At 64.7% G+C, this 16,296-nt stretch carries 14 protein-coding genes; 5 read left to right on the top strand and 9 right to left on the bottom strand.

The window, feature by feature from the left end:
- Nucleotides 1–14: 14 nt before the first annotated feature.
- From PKA57_RS08430 to PKA57_RS08415, 4 genes are all read right to left on the bottom strand, one after another.
- Nucleotides 15–2,237 carry an RNA degradosome polyphosphate kinase gene (locus PKA57_RS08430; RefSeq protein WP_324299544.1) on the bottom strand — a complete coding sequence of 741 codons (2,223 nt, stop codon included), beginning with the start codon at nucleotides 2,235–2,237 and terminating at the stop codon, nucleotides 15–17.
- 181 nt (nucleotides 2,238–2,418) lie between these two features.
- Nucleotides 2,419–3,093 (bottom strand): DnaA/Hda family protein, encoded by a 675-nt coding sequence (locus PKA57_RS08425; RefSeq protein WP_324299475.1) that lies wholly within the window; start codon nucleotides 3,091–3,093, stop codon nucleotides 2,419–2,421.
- The gene (locus PKA57_RS08420; protein WP_324299474.1) at nucleotides 3,093–4,193 is read right to left on the bottom strand and encodes an AI-2E family transporter; all 1,101 of its coding nucleotides are present in this window, start codon (nucleotides 4,191–4,193) and stop codon (nucleotides 3,093–3,095) included. Before PKA57_RS08420 ends, PKA57_RS08425 begins: the two co-directional genes overlap by 1 nt.
- A 12-nt stretch (nucleotides 4,194–4,205) precedes the next feature.
- The gene (locus tag PKA57_RS08415) at nucleotides 4,206–5,264 is read right to left on the bottom strand and encodes a DUF2066 domain-containing protein (RefSeq protein WP_324299471.1); all 1,059 of its coding nucleotides are present in this window, start codon (nucleotides 5,262–5,264) and stop codon (nucleotides 4,206–4,208) included.
- 228 nt (nucleotides 5,265–5,492) lie between these two features.
- On the opposite strand from PKA57_RS08415, the gene purM reads away from it, so the two are divergent.
- Nucleotides 5,493–6,590, top strand: a complete 1,098-nt coding sequence (gene purM / locus PKA57_RS08410; protein WP_324299470.1) for a phosphoribosylformylglycinamidine cyclo-ligase — start codon at nucleotides 5,493–5,495, stop codon at nucleotides 6,588–6,590.
- Nucleotides 6,587–7,234: a phosphoribosylglycinamide formyltransferase gene (gene purN / locus PKA57_RS08405; RefSeq protein ID WP_324299467.1), complete on the top strand. Its 648-nt coding sequence runs from the start codon at nucleotides 6,587–6,589 to the stop codon at nucleotides 7,232–7,234. The genes purM and purN overlap by 4 nt, the downstream gene beginning before the upstream one ends.
- A 182-nt stretch (nucleotides 7,235–7,416) precedes the next feature.
- On the opposite strand, the gene ndk is transcribed toward purN, so the two are convergent.
- Nucleotides 7,417–7,839 (bottom strand): nucleoside-diphosphate kinase, encoded by a 423-nt coding sequence (gene ndk / locus PKA57_RS08400; protein WP_324299465.1) that lies wholly within the window; start codon nucleotides 7,837–7,839, stop codon nucleotides 7,417–7,419.
- 94 nt (nucleotides 7,840–7,933) lie between these two features.
- Between ndk and PKA57_RS08395 the strand changes: the two genes are divergently transcribed.
- Nucleotides 7,934–9,847 carry an ABC-F family ATP-binding cassette domain-containing protein gene (locus tag PKA57_RS08395; RefSeq protein WP_324299463.1) on the top strand — a complete coding sequence of 638 codons (1,914 nt, stop codon included), beginning with the start codon at nucleotides 7,934–7,936 and terminating at the stop codon, nucleotides 9,845–9,847.
- 127 nt (nucleotides 9,848–9,974) lie between these two features.
- On the opposite strand, the gene PKA57_RS08390 is transcribed toward PKA57_RS08395, so the two are convergent.
- The 4 genes from PKA57_RS08390 to PKA57_RS08375 all read right to left on the bottom strand — a co-directional run bounded on the left by PKA57_RS08390 (nucleotide 9,975) and on the right by PKA57_RS08375 (nucleotide 13,742).
- On the bottom strand, nucleotides 9,975–10,889 hold the full coding sequence (locus PKA57_RS08390; RefSeq protein ID WP_324299461.1) for an MBL fold metallo-hydrolase: 915 nt from the start codon (nucleotides 10,887–10,889) through the stop codon (nucleotides 9,975–9,977).
- 134 nt (nucleotides 10,890–11,023) lie between these two features.
- Nucleotides 11,024–11,473, bottom strand: a complete 450-nt coding sequence (locus PKA57_RS08385) for a DNA polymerase III subunit chi (RefSeq protein WP_324299459.1) — start codon at nucleotides 11,471–11,473, stop codon at nucleotides 11,024–11,026.
- Nucleotides 11,474–11,495: 22 nt separating this feature from the next.
- Nucleotides 11,496–12,206, bottom strand: coding sequence for an FkbM family methyltransferase (locus tag PKA57_RS08380; RefSeq protein WP_324299457.1), 711 nt, complete (start codon nucleotides 12,204–12,206; stop codon nucleotides 11,496–11,498).
- Nucleotides 12,207–12,254: 48 nt separating this feature from the next.
- The gene (locus PKA57_RS08375) at nucleotides 12,255–13,742 is read right to left on the bottom strand and encodes a leucyl aminopeptidase (protein ID WP_324299455.1); all 1,488 of its coding nucleotides are present in this window, start codon (nucleotides 13,740–13,742) and stop codon (nucleotides 12,255–12,257) included.
- A gap of 283 nt (nucleotides 13,743–14,025) precedes the next feature.
- Between PKA57_RS08375 and lptF the strand changes: the two genes are divergently transcribed.
- On the top strand, nucleotides 14,026–15,195 hold the full coding sequence (gene lptF, locus PKA57_RS08370; protein WP_324299453.1) for an LPS export ABC transporter permease LptF: 1,170 nt from the start codon (nucleotides 14,026–14,028) through the stop codon (nucleotides 15,193–15,195).
- A gap of 4 nt (nucleotides 15,196–15,199) precedes the next feature.
- Nucleotides 15,200–16,294: an LPS export ABC transporter permease LptG gene (gene lptG, locus PKA57_RS08365; RefSeq protein WP_324299451.1), complete on the top strand. Its 1,095-nt coding sequence runs from the start codon at nucleotides 15,200–15,202 to the stop codon at nucleotides 16,292–16,294.
- The last annotated feature ends 2 nt before the right edge of the window (nucleotides 16,295–16,296 follow it).

Genomic DNA, 16,296 nt, shown 5'->3' with positions numbered 1-16,296 from the left:
AGCTCCTCAGCCTCTCATTCTCCGGGCTTGCCGCTTCCCGCTTTGACATCGCCAGTCCTGATATCGAACGTCGGCGGCAGCTTGTCACGCAAGGATTTTCCGCGGCCGGAGAGGCTTGCATTGTTCATGAAATAGGAATGCGCGTTGAAGGGCGCACCCCCCTCCGGAACGGTCATGCGCTCATAGGTGCCGTCCGCCCGGAGCGACCAACTTTGCTGGTTGTCCTTCAGATTCGCAACCATGATCTGATCGAGCACCTGCTCGTGAACCGTGGGGTTCAGAATGGGAACGAGCACCTCGACGCGGCGGTCGAGATTGCGCGGCATCCAGTCGGCGGAGGAAATGTAAACCTTGGCCTTCTCCGAAGGCAGACCATAGCCATTGCCGAAGCAGACGATGCGCGAGTGCTCGAGGAAGCGCCCGACAATGCTCTTCACACGGATGTTGTCGGAAAGACCCGGCACGCCCGGCCTCAGGCAGCAGATACCGCGCACCACCAACTCGATCTGGACACCCGCCCTGCTCGCCTCATAAAGCGCGTCGATGATTTCGGGATCGACGAGCGCGTTGAGCTTCACCCAGATGGCAGCGGGACGGCCCGCCTTCGCATGCGCGATCTCGTCCTGAATATTGGCGAGCAGGCGTCCGCGCAGGTTGACCGGCGAGACGGCGAGCAGGTTCAGATGCTTCGGCTCTGCATAGCCGGTAATGAAATTGAAGATCTGCGACACATCGGCGGCAAGCAGCGGGTCGCAGGTGAACATCGAGAGATCGGTATAGATCTTCGCCGTCACCGGGTGGTAATTGCCGGTGCCGAAATGCACATAGGAGCGCAATGCGCCGCCCTCGCGCCGCACCACGAGCGAGAGCTTCGCATGGGTCTTGAGTTCGATGAAACCGAACACGACCTGCACGCCCGCGCGTTCGAGATTGCGTGCCCAGACGATATTCGCCGCCTCGTCGAAACGCGCCTTGAGCTCGACGAGCGCCGTCACCGATTTCCCGGCCTCCGCCGCCTCGATCAGCGCCTGAACGATGGGGCTGTCCTTTGAGGTGCGATAGAGCGTCTGCTTGATTGCGACGACGTCGGGGTCCGCGGCTGCCTGCCGGATGAACTGCACCACGACGTCGAAGGACTCGTAAGGATGGTGGACGATGATGTCCTTCGAGCGAATGGCCGCGAGGCAGTCGCCGCCATGATCACGGATGCGTTCGGGAAAGCGCGCGTTATAGGGCGGGAATTTGAGGTCCGGCCTGTCATCGACGATGAGCTGGCTCGTCTGGGCGAGGCCGAGAAGGCCGTCGACCATCACGAATTCCTTGTCGGTCACGCCGAGTTCGCTCACCACGAGATCGCGCAGCGAAGCAGGCGTGGAGGCCTGCATCTTCAGCCGGATCACGCTGCCGCGGCGCCGGCGCTTCAGCGCGGACTCGAAGAAGCGCACGAGGTCTTCGGCTTCTTCCTCGATTTCGATGTCGCTGTCGCGCAGAAGCCGGAACCCGCCCTGCCCGATCACCCTGTATCCGGGGAAGAGCCGGTCGAGGAAAAGCCCGATCATGTCTTCGAGCGAGAGGAAGCGGATCTGCGAGGTGCCATCACCCGTCTCGCGCGCGGGCAGGCGGATGAAGCGCTCGACCTGCGTCGGGATCGGCAGCAGCGCGTTCATGAGCTTGCCGTCAGTCTGGCGCTGAAGTTGCAGCGCGAGCGCGAAGCCGAGATTGGGAATGAACGGGAAAGGATGCGCCGGGTCGATGGCGAGCGGCGTCAGGACAGGGAAGACCTGTTCCAGAAAGCGGTTCTCGATCCAGGCGAATTCTTCCTTCGTGACTTCGCTCGCGGAGAGCACGCTGATGCCGGCCTCGCGAAGCACCTTCCTGATCGAGACCCATTGCCGCTGCTGCTCCTGCATCAGCTCATAGGCGGCCGCGTTCACGCGGTCGAGCTGCTGCGCGGGCGTGAGACCGTCCTGGCTCAGCGTATCGACGCCCGCCCTGATCTGGCCGCGCAGGCCCGCCACGCGCACCATGAAGAATTCGTCGAGATTGGACGCGGAAATGGAAAGAAAACGCAGCCGCTCGAGAAGCGGATGGTTCAGGTTCGCCGATTCCTCGAGCACGCGCGTGTTGAAGGCGAGCCATGACAGCTCGCGATTGATGAAGCGATCAGGCGGGCTCACGTCGATCGAAAGCGCGGGCTTGCTCTCCCCGGTCCGGTCCGGCTGCCGCGATGCGGGCACCTCCGACGGGAGTTCGGACTTGCGATTGAGCGGCGGCAAAGGGGTCACCGTCTTCTGCTCCTCGGAAACAGGCTGTGGCGCGGCATTCTCGTTCCGGCCCGGCGGCCCCGCCATACGCGGCCGGAGACGTTCTTCTCACCGAAGATTACGTCAAACCTGTGACTGAGTCATGACCGGGCGCTCAGCCCCGGCCGAGGCTCTGAAGCACCTCGGCGGCGAGCGGCACGGTAATGGGCCGTTTACCGGAAAGCGAGGCGCGGTCCAGCGCCTCCACCACATCGCGCAGCACCGAGATCGAGCGTTCGATCCGCGAGGTGACATAGGCGATCAGGGGTTCCGCCACGCGGAGCTGGCGGTCGTCGAAGAGCTTCACGAGCACACCCGCGAGCAGCGCATCGTCCGGCGCGCCGAGTTCCGCATGGGGCAGCGCGCGCAGCCGCGAAGCGAGGTCCGGCAGCCGCACCTCGATGTGTCCCGGCGCCGCGCGCGAGGTGAGAAGGAGCGCCGCCCCCTCCTCCCGGACGAGATTGAGGAGATGAAAAAGCGCCCTCTCCTCCCGGTCGCTCAGCGTCGCCAGATCCTCGAGGATGATCGCGCGCTGCGCCACGAGCGCCGGCAGATCGGCCTCGCCAAGCGCACTCAGATCGAGCCGTACCGCGCCCGCCGCCGCGCGCCAGACTTCGGCGAGATGCGTCTTGCCGCTTCCGGCCGGGCCTGAAAGGGCGGCCGCAGGGCCCGGCCAGTTCGGCCAGGCGTCGATCATCGCCACGGCCGCTTCGTTGGAGGGACCGACGAGAAAATCCTCGCGCCCAAAGGCCGGGCGGTGGCCGAGTTCGAAGACGAGCTGCCGCGACATCAAGCGTCCGTGTCCGGCTTGTCGTCGGCCGGGCGGCGCGAGCCCGACAAGCCCCAATAGATCTGGCTGCCCTCATAGCGCGAGACGCCGAAGCGCGCGAGCACGCCGATCGCCGCCGCCACCGGCAGCGCGATCAGCGCGCCGACGAAGCCGAACAGTGCGCCGAATGCGAAAAGGGAAAACATCACCCAGACAGGATGAAGCCGGACCTTGTCGCCCACGAGCTTCGGCGCGAGGAAGTTACCTTCGATGAACTGGCCGACGACGAAGATCGCAACGATCACGCCGATGCTCGTGTAGTCCGGCCAGAACTGGAAACAGGCAAGCGCCGTGGAGACGACGAAGCCCGAAATGGTGCCGAGATAGGGAATGAAGCTCAGTATGCCGGTCATGATGCCGACGACGAGCCCGAATTTGAGCCCCGCGACGGAAAGCCCGACCGCATAGAAAACGCCGAGGAAAAGACAGACCAGCACCTGCCCGCGAACGAACCCCTCCAGCACCTCGTTGATCTCGCGGGCGAGCGCGCGGATCGTCTCGGCGTGATCGCGCGGCAGAAGCTCGTCGATCCGCGCCACCATGCGGTCCCAGTCGAGCAGCATGTAGAAGGCGACGACGGGGGTGACGACCACGAGCGAAATGAGGCCGACAAGCGCGAGGCCCTGCGAGCCGATCGAAGGCAGGAGGCTCAGGAGCCATGAAAGGCCGCCCGCCGCCACTTCCCGAACCGCCTTCTGAATATCGGCATTGTTGCCGAGCAGATGGGCGAGCTTTCCGTGGCTTGCATCGTTGAGGAAACTGCGCGCCCCGGTGATGATGTTGGGGAGCGTTTCGATGAAGGCGATCGTCTGCTGATAGAGCAAGGGCAGCAGGATGACCGCCACCGCGATGGCGAGCAGCGTGAAGAACACCGAGATGAGCGCGGTCGCGGCGAGCCGCGACAGGCCGCGCTTTTCCAGCTTGTCGGCGAAGGGATCGAGAAAATAGGCGACCGCGAGCCCGGCGACGAAGGGCAGCAGAATGCTCTTCAGCAGCCAGAGCGCCAGGACGAAGCAGAGTATGCCCCCGATCCAGAACGCCGCCTGACGTTGCACGGTCATGGGGCGGCCCTTCTATCTGAGACGCAGCGACCAGCCATCGCCATCCTGCGTGAGCGCGATGTTGGACTGGGCGAGCGACAGGGCGAGCTTTTCCGGCGTGCCGCGATAGCTGATCTCGACCTCGGCGCCCGTTGCGGCAATGCCTTCAACCTGGAGCCCCTTGACCAGCGGCGCGGTCGAAAGCCCTCTGCGGATGGCTTCCCACTGTTCGAGCGTCGCATAATGCGCCGAGGCGGTAAGCTGCGCCGCCTCGCCGTCGCGCACCACGATCGCGCGCTTCCAGTCCGCGCCAAGCGCGAGCAGAAGGTCGGTGGCGGCGGCTCGGGCCATGTCGGAGAAGGCATCGGGCCCCTGAGTCGTGGCCTGATAGCTCCGGCTGATGGGCGCTGCGGGCTGCGTGCCGTAGCGGGTCGCGGTCACATCGATCTTCGTCCCTTCCGGGTTTGCGACCGCATGGGCCACGACCACCTCGTCGGTGCCATAGCGCGCGGCCAGCGCGGCGAGCGCCGCCCTGTCGCCCGAGATCGCCTGTTGCGGCGTCACCAGCGAGAATTCCTGAACGTCGCCAAGCGGCATAATGAGCGGCGTCATCGAATCCGCGAGGTCGGAGGCGGCCCAGGCGTCGCGCCAGGGGTTCCTGTCCTCCCACAGCATGCGCGAGCCGCCCATGTCGAGGACGGCGAGCAGCAGCGCGGGCTTTGCCTGCGTTTCGCCGAAGGGAATGTTGCGGGCGCGCAGCAGCCGCTGCACGGCATCGGGCTGGAAGCTCACATTGAGGTCGGCGATATAGCGGGTGGAGCTGGCCTTCTCGCTCGCCACCTGAAAGCCGCGAACGGCGTCCTGCGCCGTCCTGTCATCGACCTGCGGCAGGGCCGCCCAGTCCTCCGGCAGGGTGAGCCGCTTCAGAAGCTGGATGAGCGCCTGGCGCTGGCCATTGGCCTGGGCGACGGTCCGGGCCGCCGCCGCGCTCTTCGCCGTCTCGTCCACATGGACGCCGCGAACGGTGTAGAGATCGGCCGCCCCGGCGCCCCCGCCCGCGAGGATCGCCCAGGCAAAAGCCGCCGCCGCCATAAACCGAGATGCCGTTTTCATCCGATAGGCCCTTGATCCCAATCACTTTTGGCCCGGCAAGACTGCCCTGCCCGCGCCGCAGATTATAGTATCGCACGGACGCCGCGAAGCGGGGACAGGCGCTTTTTCGGCCCGGCCGCTTTTCCCGCGCGAGTCCCTTGCTTATACGGGCGTTTTCGGGTGTTTTGTGGCCGAATTCGAATCCTCCCAATCCGGACCCGTTCATTCATGGCCGACAGCCCCAGCAAGGATCGCCCCAACCGCTACACCTACGCGCAGGCCGGTGTGGACATCGACGCGGGCAACGCCCTCGTCCGGGCCATCGCCCCGTTGGCCAAGTCGACCCGCCGTTCGGGCTCCAATGCGGAGCTTGGCGGTTTCGGCGGCCTCTTCGACCTCAAGGCCACGGGCTACAAGGACCCCGTCCTCGTCGCCGCCAATGACGGCGTCGGCACCAAGCTCAAGGTCGCGATCGAGGCGGGCATTCACGACACGGTCGGCATCGACCTCGTCGCCATGTCGGTCAACGATCTCGTCGTTCAGGGCGCAGAGCCCCTTTTCTTCCTCGACTACTTCGCCACGGGCAAGCTCGACGTCGAGGAGGCGACCGCCGTCATTTCCGGCATCGCCGAGGGATGCCGGCAGGCGAATTGCGCCCTCATTGGCGGCGAGACTGCCGAGATGCCGGGCATGTACGCCAAGGGTGATTACGACCTTGCGGGCTTCGCCGTCGGCGCGGTCGAGCGTGACCAGATTCTTCCTCGCCGCGATGTCGGCGCGGGCGACGTGCTCATCGGCCTTGCCTCCACCGGCTTCCACTCCAACGGCTATTCGCTCGTCCGCCGCATCGTCGCCGATCACGGCCTCAGCTATGACGCGCCCTTCCCCCATGTCGAGGATGGCAGCGTGACCATCGGCGAGGCACTGCTGACACCGACACGCATCTATGTCCGCAGCGTGTTGAAGGCGATCCGCGAGACGGGCGCGATCAAGGCGCTCGCCCACATCACCGGCGGCGGCTTCGTCGAGAACATTCCGCGCGTGCTGCCCGAGGGGCTCGCGGCCGAGATCGACGGCGCCTCCTGGCGGATGCCGGATGTCTTCCGCTGGGTGATGAAGCTCGGCGGCGTCGAGGAAGCGGAAATGGGCCGTACCTTCAACTGCGGCATCGGCATGGTGGTGGTGGTGCCAGAGGATCGCGCGGCCGAGGTCGCGCGGGTGCTCGCCGCCGAAGGCGAAACCGTCTATCGCATCGGCACCCTGCGCGAGCGCAGGGACGAGGAACCGCGCGTCGTCATCGAAGGCGCGCTGGGCAGTCTGGCGTGAGGGTCGGCGTTCTCATCTCGGGGCGCGGCTCCAATCTCGCCTCGCTGATCGAGGCGGCGAAGGCGGCTGACTACCCCGCCGAGATCGTCACCGTCATCTCCAACAAGGCGGACGCGGGCGGCATCGCCATCGCCCGGAACGCGGGCATCCCGGCCGAGATCATCAGCCACCGCGACTACCCTTCGCGCGAGGCTTTCGATGCCGCGCTCGATGCCACGCTTCGCCGGGCCGGCGTCGATCTCGTCTGCAATGCGGGCTTCATGCGCATTCTGTCGGATGGCTTCGTCGATGCCTGGCGCGACCGCCAGCTCAACATTCATCCTTCTCTTCTCCCGGCCTTCAAGGGCCTGCATGTCCATGAGCGCGTGCTGGAGGCCGGATGCAGGATCACCGGCTGCACCGTGCATTTCGTGCGGCCGGCCATGGACGAAGGGCCGATCGTCGCGCAGGCCGCCGTGCCCGTCATTCCCGGCGACACCGTGGATCGGCTCGCCGATCGCGTGCTCGCGGCCGAGCACCGGCTCTACCCGATGGCGCTCCGCCTCGTCGCCGAGGGCCGTACACGGATCGTCGATGAGCGCGTCCTGATCGACGGCGAGGACGCAGGCGCGCAAGCCCCCCTCTTCGTTCCGGCAGGCCATTAGGCAAAGCTGGACCCCGGGGCAAGCCCGGGGTGACAGTCTGGGCGAAAGGCTCGACCTCAATTTCTGCTGTCACCCCGGCCTTGTGCCGGGGTCCAGAGCGGCGGGCTCTGAGCATGCGGACCCTACAATGAAAAAACCCCCGCCGTTTCCAGCGGGGCTTTCCGAATTCCGGTGATGCCGGATCAGCCGACGATCTCGATGCCCGAGAAGAAATAGGCGATCTCCTGAGCGGCCGTTTCGGGCGCGTCGGAGCCATGCACCGAGTTCGCCTCGATCGACTCGGCGAAATCCTTGCGGATCGTGCCTTCGGCGGCGTTGGCCGGGTTGGTCGCGCCCATGATCTCGCGGTTCTTCGCGATGGCGTTCTCGCCTTCCAGAACCTGGACCACGACCGGGCCCGAGATCATGAAAGCGACGAGATCGTTGAAGAAGGGCCGCTCCTTGTGGACGGCGTAGAAGCCTTCGGCCTGGGCCTTGGAGAGCCAGAGGCGCTTCGAGGCGATGACGCGCAGGCCCGCGCTTTCGAACCGGTCGACGATCTTGCCGGTGAGGTTACGCCGGGTCGCGTCCGGCTTGATGATCGAGAGAGTCCGTTCCAGCGCCATGCGAGAGCTTCCTAATTCATGTGGTTCAGGGATTTCGCGCGGGTTATAGCCGCCCTTAATGACGACGGCAACGGCCTGTGATAAGTAGCCGCGCATGCTGCATATCAACGATCTCACCTTCCGGATGGAGGGGCGCCTCCTGCTCGACCGCGTAACGGCCGCCGTGCCTCCGGGGCAGAAGGTCGGTTTTGTGGGCCGCAACGGCACCGGCAAATCGACGCTGCTGAAGGTCATTACCGGCGAACTCCAGCCGGAAACGGGCGGCATCAGCTACCCCAAAAACTGGCGTGTCGGGATGGTCCGGCAGGAGGTCCTTGCCGGCCCGACCTCCCTCCTCGACACCGTTCTCGCGGCGGATGAGGAGCGCGCGGCCCTTCTCGCCGAGGCCGAGCACGCCACGGATGCCCACAGGATCGCCGATATTCATACGCGGCTCGCCGATATGGGCGCTCACGCGGCGCCGGCGCGGGCCGCCTCCATTCTCGCCGGCCTCGGTTTCGACGAGGCGGCGCAGGCGCGGCCCTGTTCCGATTTTTCCGGCGGCTGGCGCATGCGCGTCGCGCTGGCGGCCGTGCTCTTTTCCGAGCCCGACCTGCTGCTCCTCGACGAGCCGACCAACTATCTCGATCTCGAAGGCACGATCTGGCTCGAGGACTATCTGCGCTCCTATCCCTTCACCGTGCTCATCGTCAGCCATGACCGCGACCTCCTGAACAACGTCGCGGAGAGCATCCTTCATCTCGAGAACAAGAAGCTCACACTCTACAGCGGCAATTACGACCGCTTCGACCGCACGCGCCGCGAGAAGCTGGCGCTCCAGCTCGCCATGAAGCGGAAGCAGGAAGACCAGCGCCGGCACATGGAGAGCTTCGTCGAGCGCTTCCGCGCCAAGGCGTCTAAGGCGCGGCAGGCGCAAAGCCGCCTCAAGGCGCTGGCGAAGATGGAGCCCATCGCGGACATCCTGCAGGAGCGCGTGATGCCCTTCCGCTTCCCCGCGCCGGAAAAGCCGCTCGCCTCGCCCATCATCCGCCTCGAACATGCCGCCGTCGGCTATGAGCCGGAAAGGCCCGTGCTGAAGGACCTCGACCTCCGCATCGACCAGGATGATCGCATCGCGCTTCTCGGCGCCAATGGCAACGGCAAGTCGACCTTCGCAAAGCTTCTATGCGACCGGCTTCAGGTTTCCGGCGGCCACAAATACGTCTCGAAGAAACTCCGCATCGCCTATTTCGCGCAGCACCAGCTCGACGAACTGAAGATGGGCGAAACGCCTTACGAACATTTCCGCGAGCTGATGCCCGATGCGACGCAGGCTCAGGTGCGCGCCATGGCCGGCTCCTATGGCTTCGGCGCCGACAAGGCCGACACCAGGGTCGAGAAACTCTCCGGCGGCGAGAAGGCGCGGCTTCTCTTCGCCATCCAGACCTTTCACAAGCCGCATCTCATCATTCTCGACGAGCCGACGAACCACCTCGATGTAGACAGCCGCGAGGCGCTCGTCATGGCCATCAACGAATATGATGGCGCGATCATCCTCATCAGCCATGACCGGCATCTCGTCGAGACTTGCGCCGACCGGCTCTGGCTCGTCGCCGATGGTGCCGTCAGCCCCTATGACGGCGATCTCGACGATTACCGGCGCTGGCTTCTCGATCCCGCGCGCCGCGTGAGGCCGCTCACGGCGGATGCGGACGAGGAGAGCGAGGCATCCGCGCCGAAGCCCCAGATCGACAAGAAGGAAGCCCGCCGTCTCGCCGCGCAGAAGCGCGAGCAATTCGCGCCGCTGAAGAAGAAGATTCAGGCGAGCGAGCGCGAGATGGAGCGTCTTCAGACCGAAGTCGCCAGGCTCGATACGCAGCTTGCCGATCCCGGCACCTTCGATGGCAAGCCCGACGAGGCCGCCCGCCTCGCCAAGCTCCGCGCCGACGCGCTGAAGGCGCTCGCCCGCGCCGAGGAGGAATGGCTCGACGCCAGCACCGCCTATGACGAGGCCATGGCCGCCGACTGAGGCACGCGCCCCCCACTCCCCGCCGCCCGGGCTCGTCCCGGGGTCCATCTTGGCCGCACGCACCAGAAAGGGATGAATGCCCGATTCCCGGCCTGCGCGGGAACAAGCAGGGAGCAAAGGGCCGCGATCAGAATCCCGGCTTCATCACGCCCGCCTCGACGAGAGCGGCGACGGCCTCGCCATCATGCCCCGGCACGATGCGCAGCTTCGGCTCCGCCTGGTGCAGACGATGAAGCTCGCGAAGCTGGCCGAACACCGCCTTGCGGTCCTCTTTCAGAAAGAACTGCGTCATCAGCCGGGCGCGCTCGCGCACAAGCTCGATATTGCGGTACTGCCAGGCGACATCGCCGATGAAAAGAACCTCCGTGCCATCCGATTTCTGCACATAGATCATCTGGCTGCCGGGTGAATGGCCGGGCGACTTGATGAGAACCACGCCGGGCGCGACGGCCATGTAATTGCCATAGGCGAGCGGCTTGTAGCCATCGAGAGCGCCTTCCGGAAAAGCAGCGGGTACGGAGCGTTCCGGATGATCGACCTGTTCCTGCGTCAGCTTCGTCGAAGGCAGGATGCGCTTGACATCCGGATGCTCGGTAAGCCCGCCAATATGATCCATATGCTCATGCGTGATGAGAATGAGCGAGGCCTTGTCGAGCGCGGCGCTCATCCGGTCATAGGCCGCCTTGTCGAAGGAGACCAGGTTTGAGCCGCCGAGCTTGTCGTCGAGCGCAGTGTCGATGATCGCGGTGATGCCGTCGGGAAAAACGAGGCGATAGGAATAGACCGGTATCTCGACGCGGCTCCAGCCGTCTCCGGCGACCACCGCCGTTTTCGGGAAGGAAAAGGCCGCAACCTTTTCCGCATCGATTTCGAGCGCCTTGTCCCCCGGCATCGATGCGGCAAGCCTGCGCACCTCGTTCATGTCGATGGCGAAATCGGCGTCCGCAGGCACATGGCTCTCGACGATGAACCAGTAATAGGCGCCGCCGCCTGCAATGGCGATCACGGCAAGCACTATGAGCGCGATACGTTTCCAGGACATGGCTGAGCCCCCTCGGTCCGTCGCCCGGCGCGATTGCCGGACCTTGACGATGTGCCGCAACGATATGGGAGGGCCGAGGCCGCGATCAATCGGGGATATCTTATAGCCGGTCTACGAATTCGTATGGCCGGGGATCAGGCCTTCTTCTCCCACCGGCCCTGTTCGTTCTGCTGCCAGTAGGTCGCGTCGTGCCCTTCCGCCTTGAGGCGCTTCCACTGTTCACGCGCGCCGGCGAGCGCCTCCTCGTCGCGGCCGTCGAACATCAGCACACAGCGCTCATAGCCCGAAAGGTCGCCGGGCTCTGCGCCATCGACAAGAAACAGAACCTGGGCGCCATTCGGGTTCTCGTCCTCGACGGTCAGGAAGATCGGTTGGAGTTCGGCGGGCCCATCCTCGCGCGTGCCATGCGGGAGGAAGGCATCGTCCCTCCATGTCCAAAGCTCGTTGACGAGCGTTTCCAGCCGTTCCGGATTGCCGACCTTCACCACGCATCGCCAGGGGCGCGCCAGCGAGCGTTCGAGCAATTGCGGCAACACCTGCTCGAGCGTCGCGTTCTGGAGATGGTAGAAAAGCACCTCGGTCATGTCGTTCAGTCACCGCCCCGTTTCAGCGAATGAAAAACGCATCCGCCTGTAGCAGCGCCTTTGTTTTCGGATCGCGGAGACCGTTGCAGAAGCCGAAAAGCTGAAAGCCGAGCCCGCCGATCATCGCCATCATTTCAGCCGCAAGCGTCTCACCCGCGTAAAGCTCCCGGAACGAAAGCTCCACCTGCAGGGCAACCACGTTTTCCATGATGCCCGTTGCGCCTTCAAGCACCTCGCGCTCGAAGCCCTGCGTGTCGATCTTCAGATAGACGCGATCGCCGGGACGCAGGAACTCGCCCGCGACGCCGTCGAGCCTGCGAACGGCAACCGTCTCCGTCGAGACATAGGCGGTCTCCGGCACGGCGTCCGAATGCACATGCGTCATCGGCAGCAGCGATGAGGACTGCGAAAATCCCGAGATATTGATGATCGTCTCGGTATCCTCATTGCCGATCGCCATGCGCGGCGCCAGAACCCAGTTCGGATAGGCGCGGGCCTTCTCCGTCAGGACGCGGTGCGCGTCCGACAATGGCTCGAACGACACGACCCGGCGCGAGGCATCGTCCGACAGAACGCCTCCGGCCCACTGGCCTTCATTCGCGCCGACATCGAAACAGACCGTAGGCGCGCTCGCATGAATGATCTGCCAGACGAGTGCACGCGGCCCGTGCCCCTTCCTGATCCGAACCAGCTCATAGCCGAGACGCCAGGCGATTTCCGATTTCAACTTCATTTGCGCCCCACCGGGTCAAGGGGCGCCGAAGCGCCCCTCAATCCATCGTCAGCCCTCATAATAATCCGTAACCAGACGATTGAGCAGGCGGACACCCCAGCCCGAGCCCCAGCTCTGGTTCGTCGCCGTCTGCGGCGACGCCATGGCCGTTCCAGCTATGTCAAGATGTGCCCAGGGCGTGTTGTTGACGAAGCGCTGGAGGAACTGCGCGGCCGTGATGGAGCCGCCGTCGCGGCCGCCCGTGTTCTTCATGTCGGCAAATCTGGAATCGATCATCTTGTCGAAGGCCGGTCCCATCGGCATCCGCCAGACTTTCTCGCCCTCCGCCTCGCCAACCTCGGCAAGCTGCGTCGAGAGCTTGTCGTCGTTGGAGAAGAGACCCGCATATTCCTTGCCGAGCGCGATCATGATCGCGCCGGTCAGGGTCGCGAGATCGACCATGAACTTCGGCTTGAAGCGGTTCTGCGTGTACCAGAGCGCATCAGCCAGCACGAGGCGGCCTTCGGCATCGGTATTGATGACCTCGATGGTCTGGCCCGACATCGAAGTCACGATGTCGCCCGGCCGCTGCGCATTGCCATCCGGCATGTTCTCGACCACGCCGATCACGCCGACGGCATTCACCTTGGCCTTGCGCGCCGCGAGCGCATGGAGAAGGCCGGTGACGCAGGCCGCGCCGCCCATATCGCCCTTCATGTCCTCCATGCCCGCCGGCGGCTTCAGCGAGATACCGCCGGTATCGAAACAGACGCCCTTGCCGACGAAAGCCACCGGCTTCTCGGTCGCCTTGGCGCCGTTCCAGCGCATGATGACGAGCTGGCTCTCGCGCACGCTGCCCTGTCCCACGCCGAGCAGCGAGCCCATGCCGAGCTTCTTCATCTGCGCCTCGCCGAGCACCTCGACCTTGACGCCGAGCTTGGTCAGCGCGCGGGCACGCTTGGCGAATTCCACCGGCGAGAGAATGTTCGCCGGCTCGTTGACGAGATCGCGGGTAAGGAAGATGCCATCCGCGATCTTGCCGAGCGTGCCATAGGACTTGCGCGCGGCCGCGAACGCCTTGGTCATGACGGCGAGCGATTTGACGGCGCCGTTATCATCCTTCTTTTTCGTCTTGTACTTGTCGAAGCGATAACTCCTGAGCTTCGCGCCGAAGGCGATACGAGCCGCCGCCTCGCCCGCGTCGATCTTGGCCGAATGCGCGCCATCCGCGATGACCGCTGCCGTAGCTTCCTTCGCCTTCTGAAGACGGCCCACAAGTTCACCGCCCGCATTTTCGAGCGCCGAGATGGAAAGCTCGCCCGTCTTGCCGACGCCGATGAGGTAGACCCTGCTCGCCGCCACGCCATGGAGCGCGACGATCTCGAGGACGCTGCCCGCCTTGCCCGTGAAGTCGGCCGCCTTGACGGCGCGCTTCAGCGCTCCGCCCGACTTGCGGTCGAGATCGGCCGCCGCGCCGGAAAGCGCATTGCCTTCCGTCACCACAAGCGCGAGGGCGCCGGCTTTCGCCAGCGATACATCGGCAAAGGAAATATTCATCGAATGGACCTTTCAATCTCTCGGGCCGGCTTGCCGCCAGCACCGCAGGGGGCGGCACGGGGCAAGCCGAATCAGCGGGCGCGGACGCGCTGATCTCCGCCGAGGCGCATCGCATGCGCTCCGCCGGGCTTTCGCGCGTCCGCCTTTTCCGGTCGGTCAAAATGGGATAACCATTCCTCTCGGCCAAGCGGCTATCCTACCGGAAACCCTTGGGAGTAAAAGCCATCTCATCGCGCCGAACGCCGCCCCGATCGTCCTGGACCCGAGTTGAAAGCCGGAACGGATGCCAACAGCCCTGACGCGATATGTATTCTGGCAATGTGCGGGCCCGTTCGTGATTGCGAGCTTCGTGCTGTCGGGCGTCATCTGGCTGACCCAGGCGCTGAGGATGCTCGACCTGCTGATCACGCAGGGACAGACACTGGCCGTCTTCTTCGAGCTGAGCCTTCTCGCATTGCCGACGGCGGTGAATACGGTCCTGCCCATCGCCCTCTTCTGCGCGCTTCTCTATGCGCTCAACAAGCTCATCACCGATAGCGAGATCGTGGTGATGTACTCCGCTGGCGTCAGCCGCTGGGCGCTGGCCACACCCGTGCTCATCCTCACCGCCATCACCATCGTGATCGTGATGGTGCTCAACCTCTATCTCATGCCGCTCGGCATGCGGACGCTGCGAACCAAGCTCTTTGAGATTCGCGGCGATGTGGCCTCCTCGCTCATCCGCGAAGGCGCGTTCACCAATCCCGTACCGGGCCTCACCGTCTATGTGCGGGCGCGCACACCCGATGGCGGCATCAAGGGCATCCTCGTTCATGACGGGCGCGATCCCAGGCAACCCGTCACCTACATGGCCGAGTCGGGCGAACTCGTCCGCCTGCCCGAGGGGCCGCGGCTCGTCATGTATAACGGCAACATCGAGCGTGTCATCAGAAGCGGCGACAAGACCGAAAGCCCGCTGACACTCCTCTATTTCGACAAATACACCTACGACCTCTCGCAATATTCCACGGCCTCGGAAAGCGCGTCGCCCTGGGAAGTCCGCGAACGCTATCTGGGCGAACTCTTCAATCCGGCCAGCAACGACATTTACGGGCAGACGCGGAAAAAACGGCTGCGCGCCGAAGGCCATGACCGGCTGGTCGCCGGCATCTATCCACTCATGTTCGCGCTGATCGCGCTGGCGACGTTGCTCCCCGCGCCCCTCAACCGGCGAGGCTATACGCTGCGGATAGGGCTTGCCGCGCTCGTGGCGGTCGTCGCGCGGGTCGCAGGCTTCGGCGTCGTCAACACGGCAGCGACGCAGCCAGCCGCGATCGTGCTCATCTATCTTCTGCCGATCGCCGTCTGCGCCGCATGCGTCGCGGTTCTCTCCGGTTTCCGGTTCGACCGGAACTTCGGGAATTTGCGGTCCAGATTCGCGGGGCTGCCCTTCATCGGCAGCGCAAGGCGGTGACGGCATGAACCTTTCATGGACGCTGTCGCGTTATTTCGCCCGCCAGTTTCTGGTGACGGTGCTCATCACCTTCGGCATCGTGCTCTGCCTCATCTACATGATCAGCCTCGTCGAGCTGATGCGGCGCGCGGCCAACAATCCCAACATCCCGTTCGATGTTCTGGCTTCGATGGCGCTGCTCGAACTGCCGACCATCGGCGCCGATACGCTTCCCTTCGCCGTGCTTTTCGGCGGCATGGCATCCTTCCTGCGGCTGACGCGAAATCAGGAGCTTGTGGTGGCGCGGGCGGCCGGCATTTCGGCATGGCAGTTCCTGGCGCCCGCTCTGAGCGTCGCCTTCGCCATCGGCATCTTCCTCGTCACCGTCTACAACCCTGTCGCCTCCACCATGTCGGCGCGCTACAGCCAGCTCGAGGCGAAATTCCTGCGCGGACAGACGAGCCTGCTCGCCGTCTCGTCGAACGGGCTCTGGCTGCGGCAGGCCGACCCGAACGGGCAGTCGGTCGTCCACGCATTGCGGATCAGCGAGCGCGGCCTCAGGCTTGAGGATGTCATCATCCTCCTCTACAGCCGGGGAGACCGCTTCATCGGGCGCATCGACGCCCAGGGCGCGTCGCTGGAATCAGGCTACTGGGATATCAAGGACGCCTGGGTGACGATGGCCGACGACCAGCCCCGGTATTTCGAACGCTACCGCCAGCCGACCACGCTGACGATCACCCAGGTTCAGGAAAGCTTCGCCGACCCCGACACCATATCGTTCTGGGACCTGCCCCATTTCATCGAGATGGCGGAGGATGCGGGCTTTTCCGCCCTGCGCTACCGACTCCACCTCTATGATATTCTGTCGACGCCTTTTCTGCTCTGCACCATGGTGCTCGTCGGGGCGATCTTCTCGCTCCGGGCATCGAGGCTCGGCGGCCTCGTCCAGCTCGTTCTCGGCGGCGTTTTCGCCGGTTTTCTGCTCTACTTCCTGAGCGATCTGTCCCTCGCCCTGGGCACGACGGGGGTCATGCCGCCCTTCCTTGCCGCATGGGCACCCGCTATCGTGGCAGCTCTTTTGGGTCTTACGGTTCTCTTTCACCTCGAAGACGGTTAAAT

This window comes from Parvibaculum sp. (genome assembly GCF_035325945.1).
Classification (GTDB): domain Bacteria; phylum Pseudomonadota; class Alphaproteobacteria; order Parvibaculales; family Parvibaculaceae; genus Parvibaculum.
This window is presented reverse-complemented; position numbering and strand designations above follow the sequence as displayed.

Bases quoted from the DNA above. Each gene is read 5' to 3' on its own strand.
- PKA57_RS08425 (WP_324299475.1), bottom strand. From the start codon at position 3,093: ATGTCGCGGCAGCTCGTCTTCGAACTCGGCCACCGCCCGGCCTTTGGG.
- PKA57_RS08420 (WP_324299474.1), bottom strand. From the start codon at position 4,193: ATGACCGTGCAACGTCAGGCGGCGTTCTGGATCGGGGGCATACTCTGC.
- PKA57_RS08415 (WP_324299471.1), bottom strand. From the start codon at position 5,264: ATGGCGGCGGCGGCTTTTGCCTGGGCGATCCTCGCGGGCGGGGGCGCC.
- purM (WP_324299470.1), top strand. From the start codon at position 5,493: ATGGCCGACAGCCCCAGCAAGGATCGCCCCAACCGCTACACCTACGCG.
- ndk (WP_324299465.1), bottom strand. From the start codon at position 7,839: ATGGCGCTGGAACGGACTCTCTCGATCATCAAGCCGGACGCGACCCGG.
- PKA57_RS08395 (WP_324299463.1), top strand. From the start codon at position 7,934: ATGCTGCATATCAACGATCTCACCTTCCGGATGGAGGGGCGCCTCCTG.
- PKA57_RS08390 (WP_324299461.1), bottom strand. From the start codon at position 10,889: ATGTCCTGGAAACGTATCGCGCTCATAGTGCTTGCCGTGATCGCCATT.
- PKA57_RS08385 (WP_324299459.1), bottom strand. From the start codon at position 11,473: ATGACCGAGGTGCTTTTCTACCATCTCCAGAACGCGACGCTCGAGCAG.
- PKA57_RS08380 (WP_324299457.1), bottom strand. From the start codon at position 12,206: ATGAAGTTGAAATCGGAAATCGCCTGGCGTCTCGGCTATGAGCTGGTT.
- PKA57_RS08375 (WP_324299455.1), bottom strand. From the start codon at position 13,742: ATGAATATTTCCTTTGCCGATGTATCGCTGGCGAAAGCCGGCGCCCTC.
- lptF (WP_324299453.1), top strand. From the start codon at position 14,026: ATGCCAACAGCCCTGACGCGATATGTATTCTGGCAATGTGCGGGCCCG.
- lptG (WP_324299451.1), top strand. From the start codon at position 15,200: ATGAACCTTTCATGGACGCTGTCGCGTTATTTCGCCCGCCAGTTTCTG.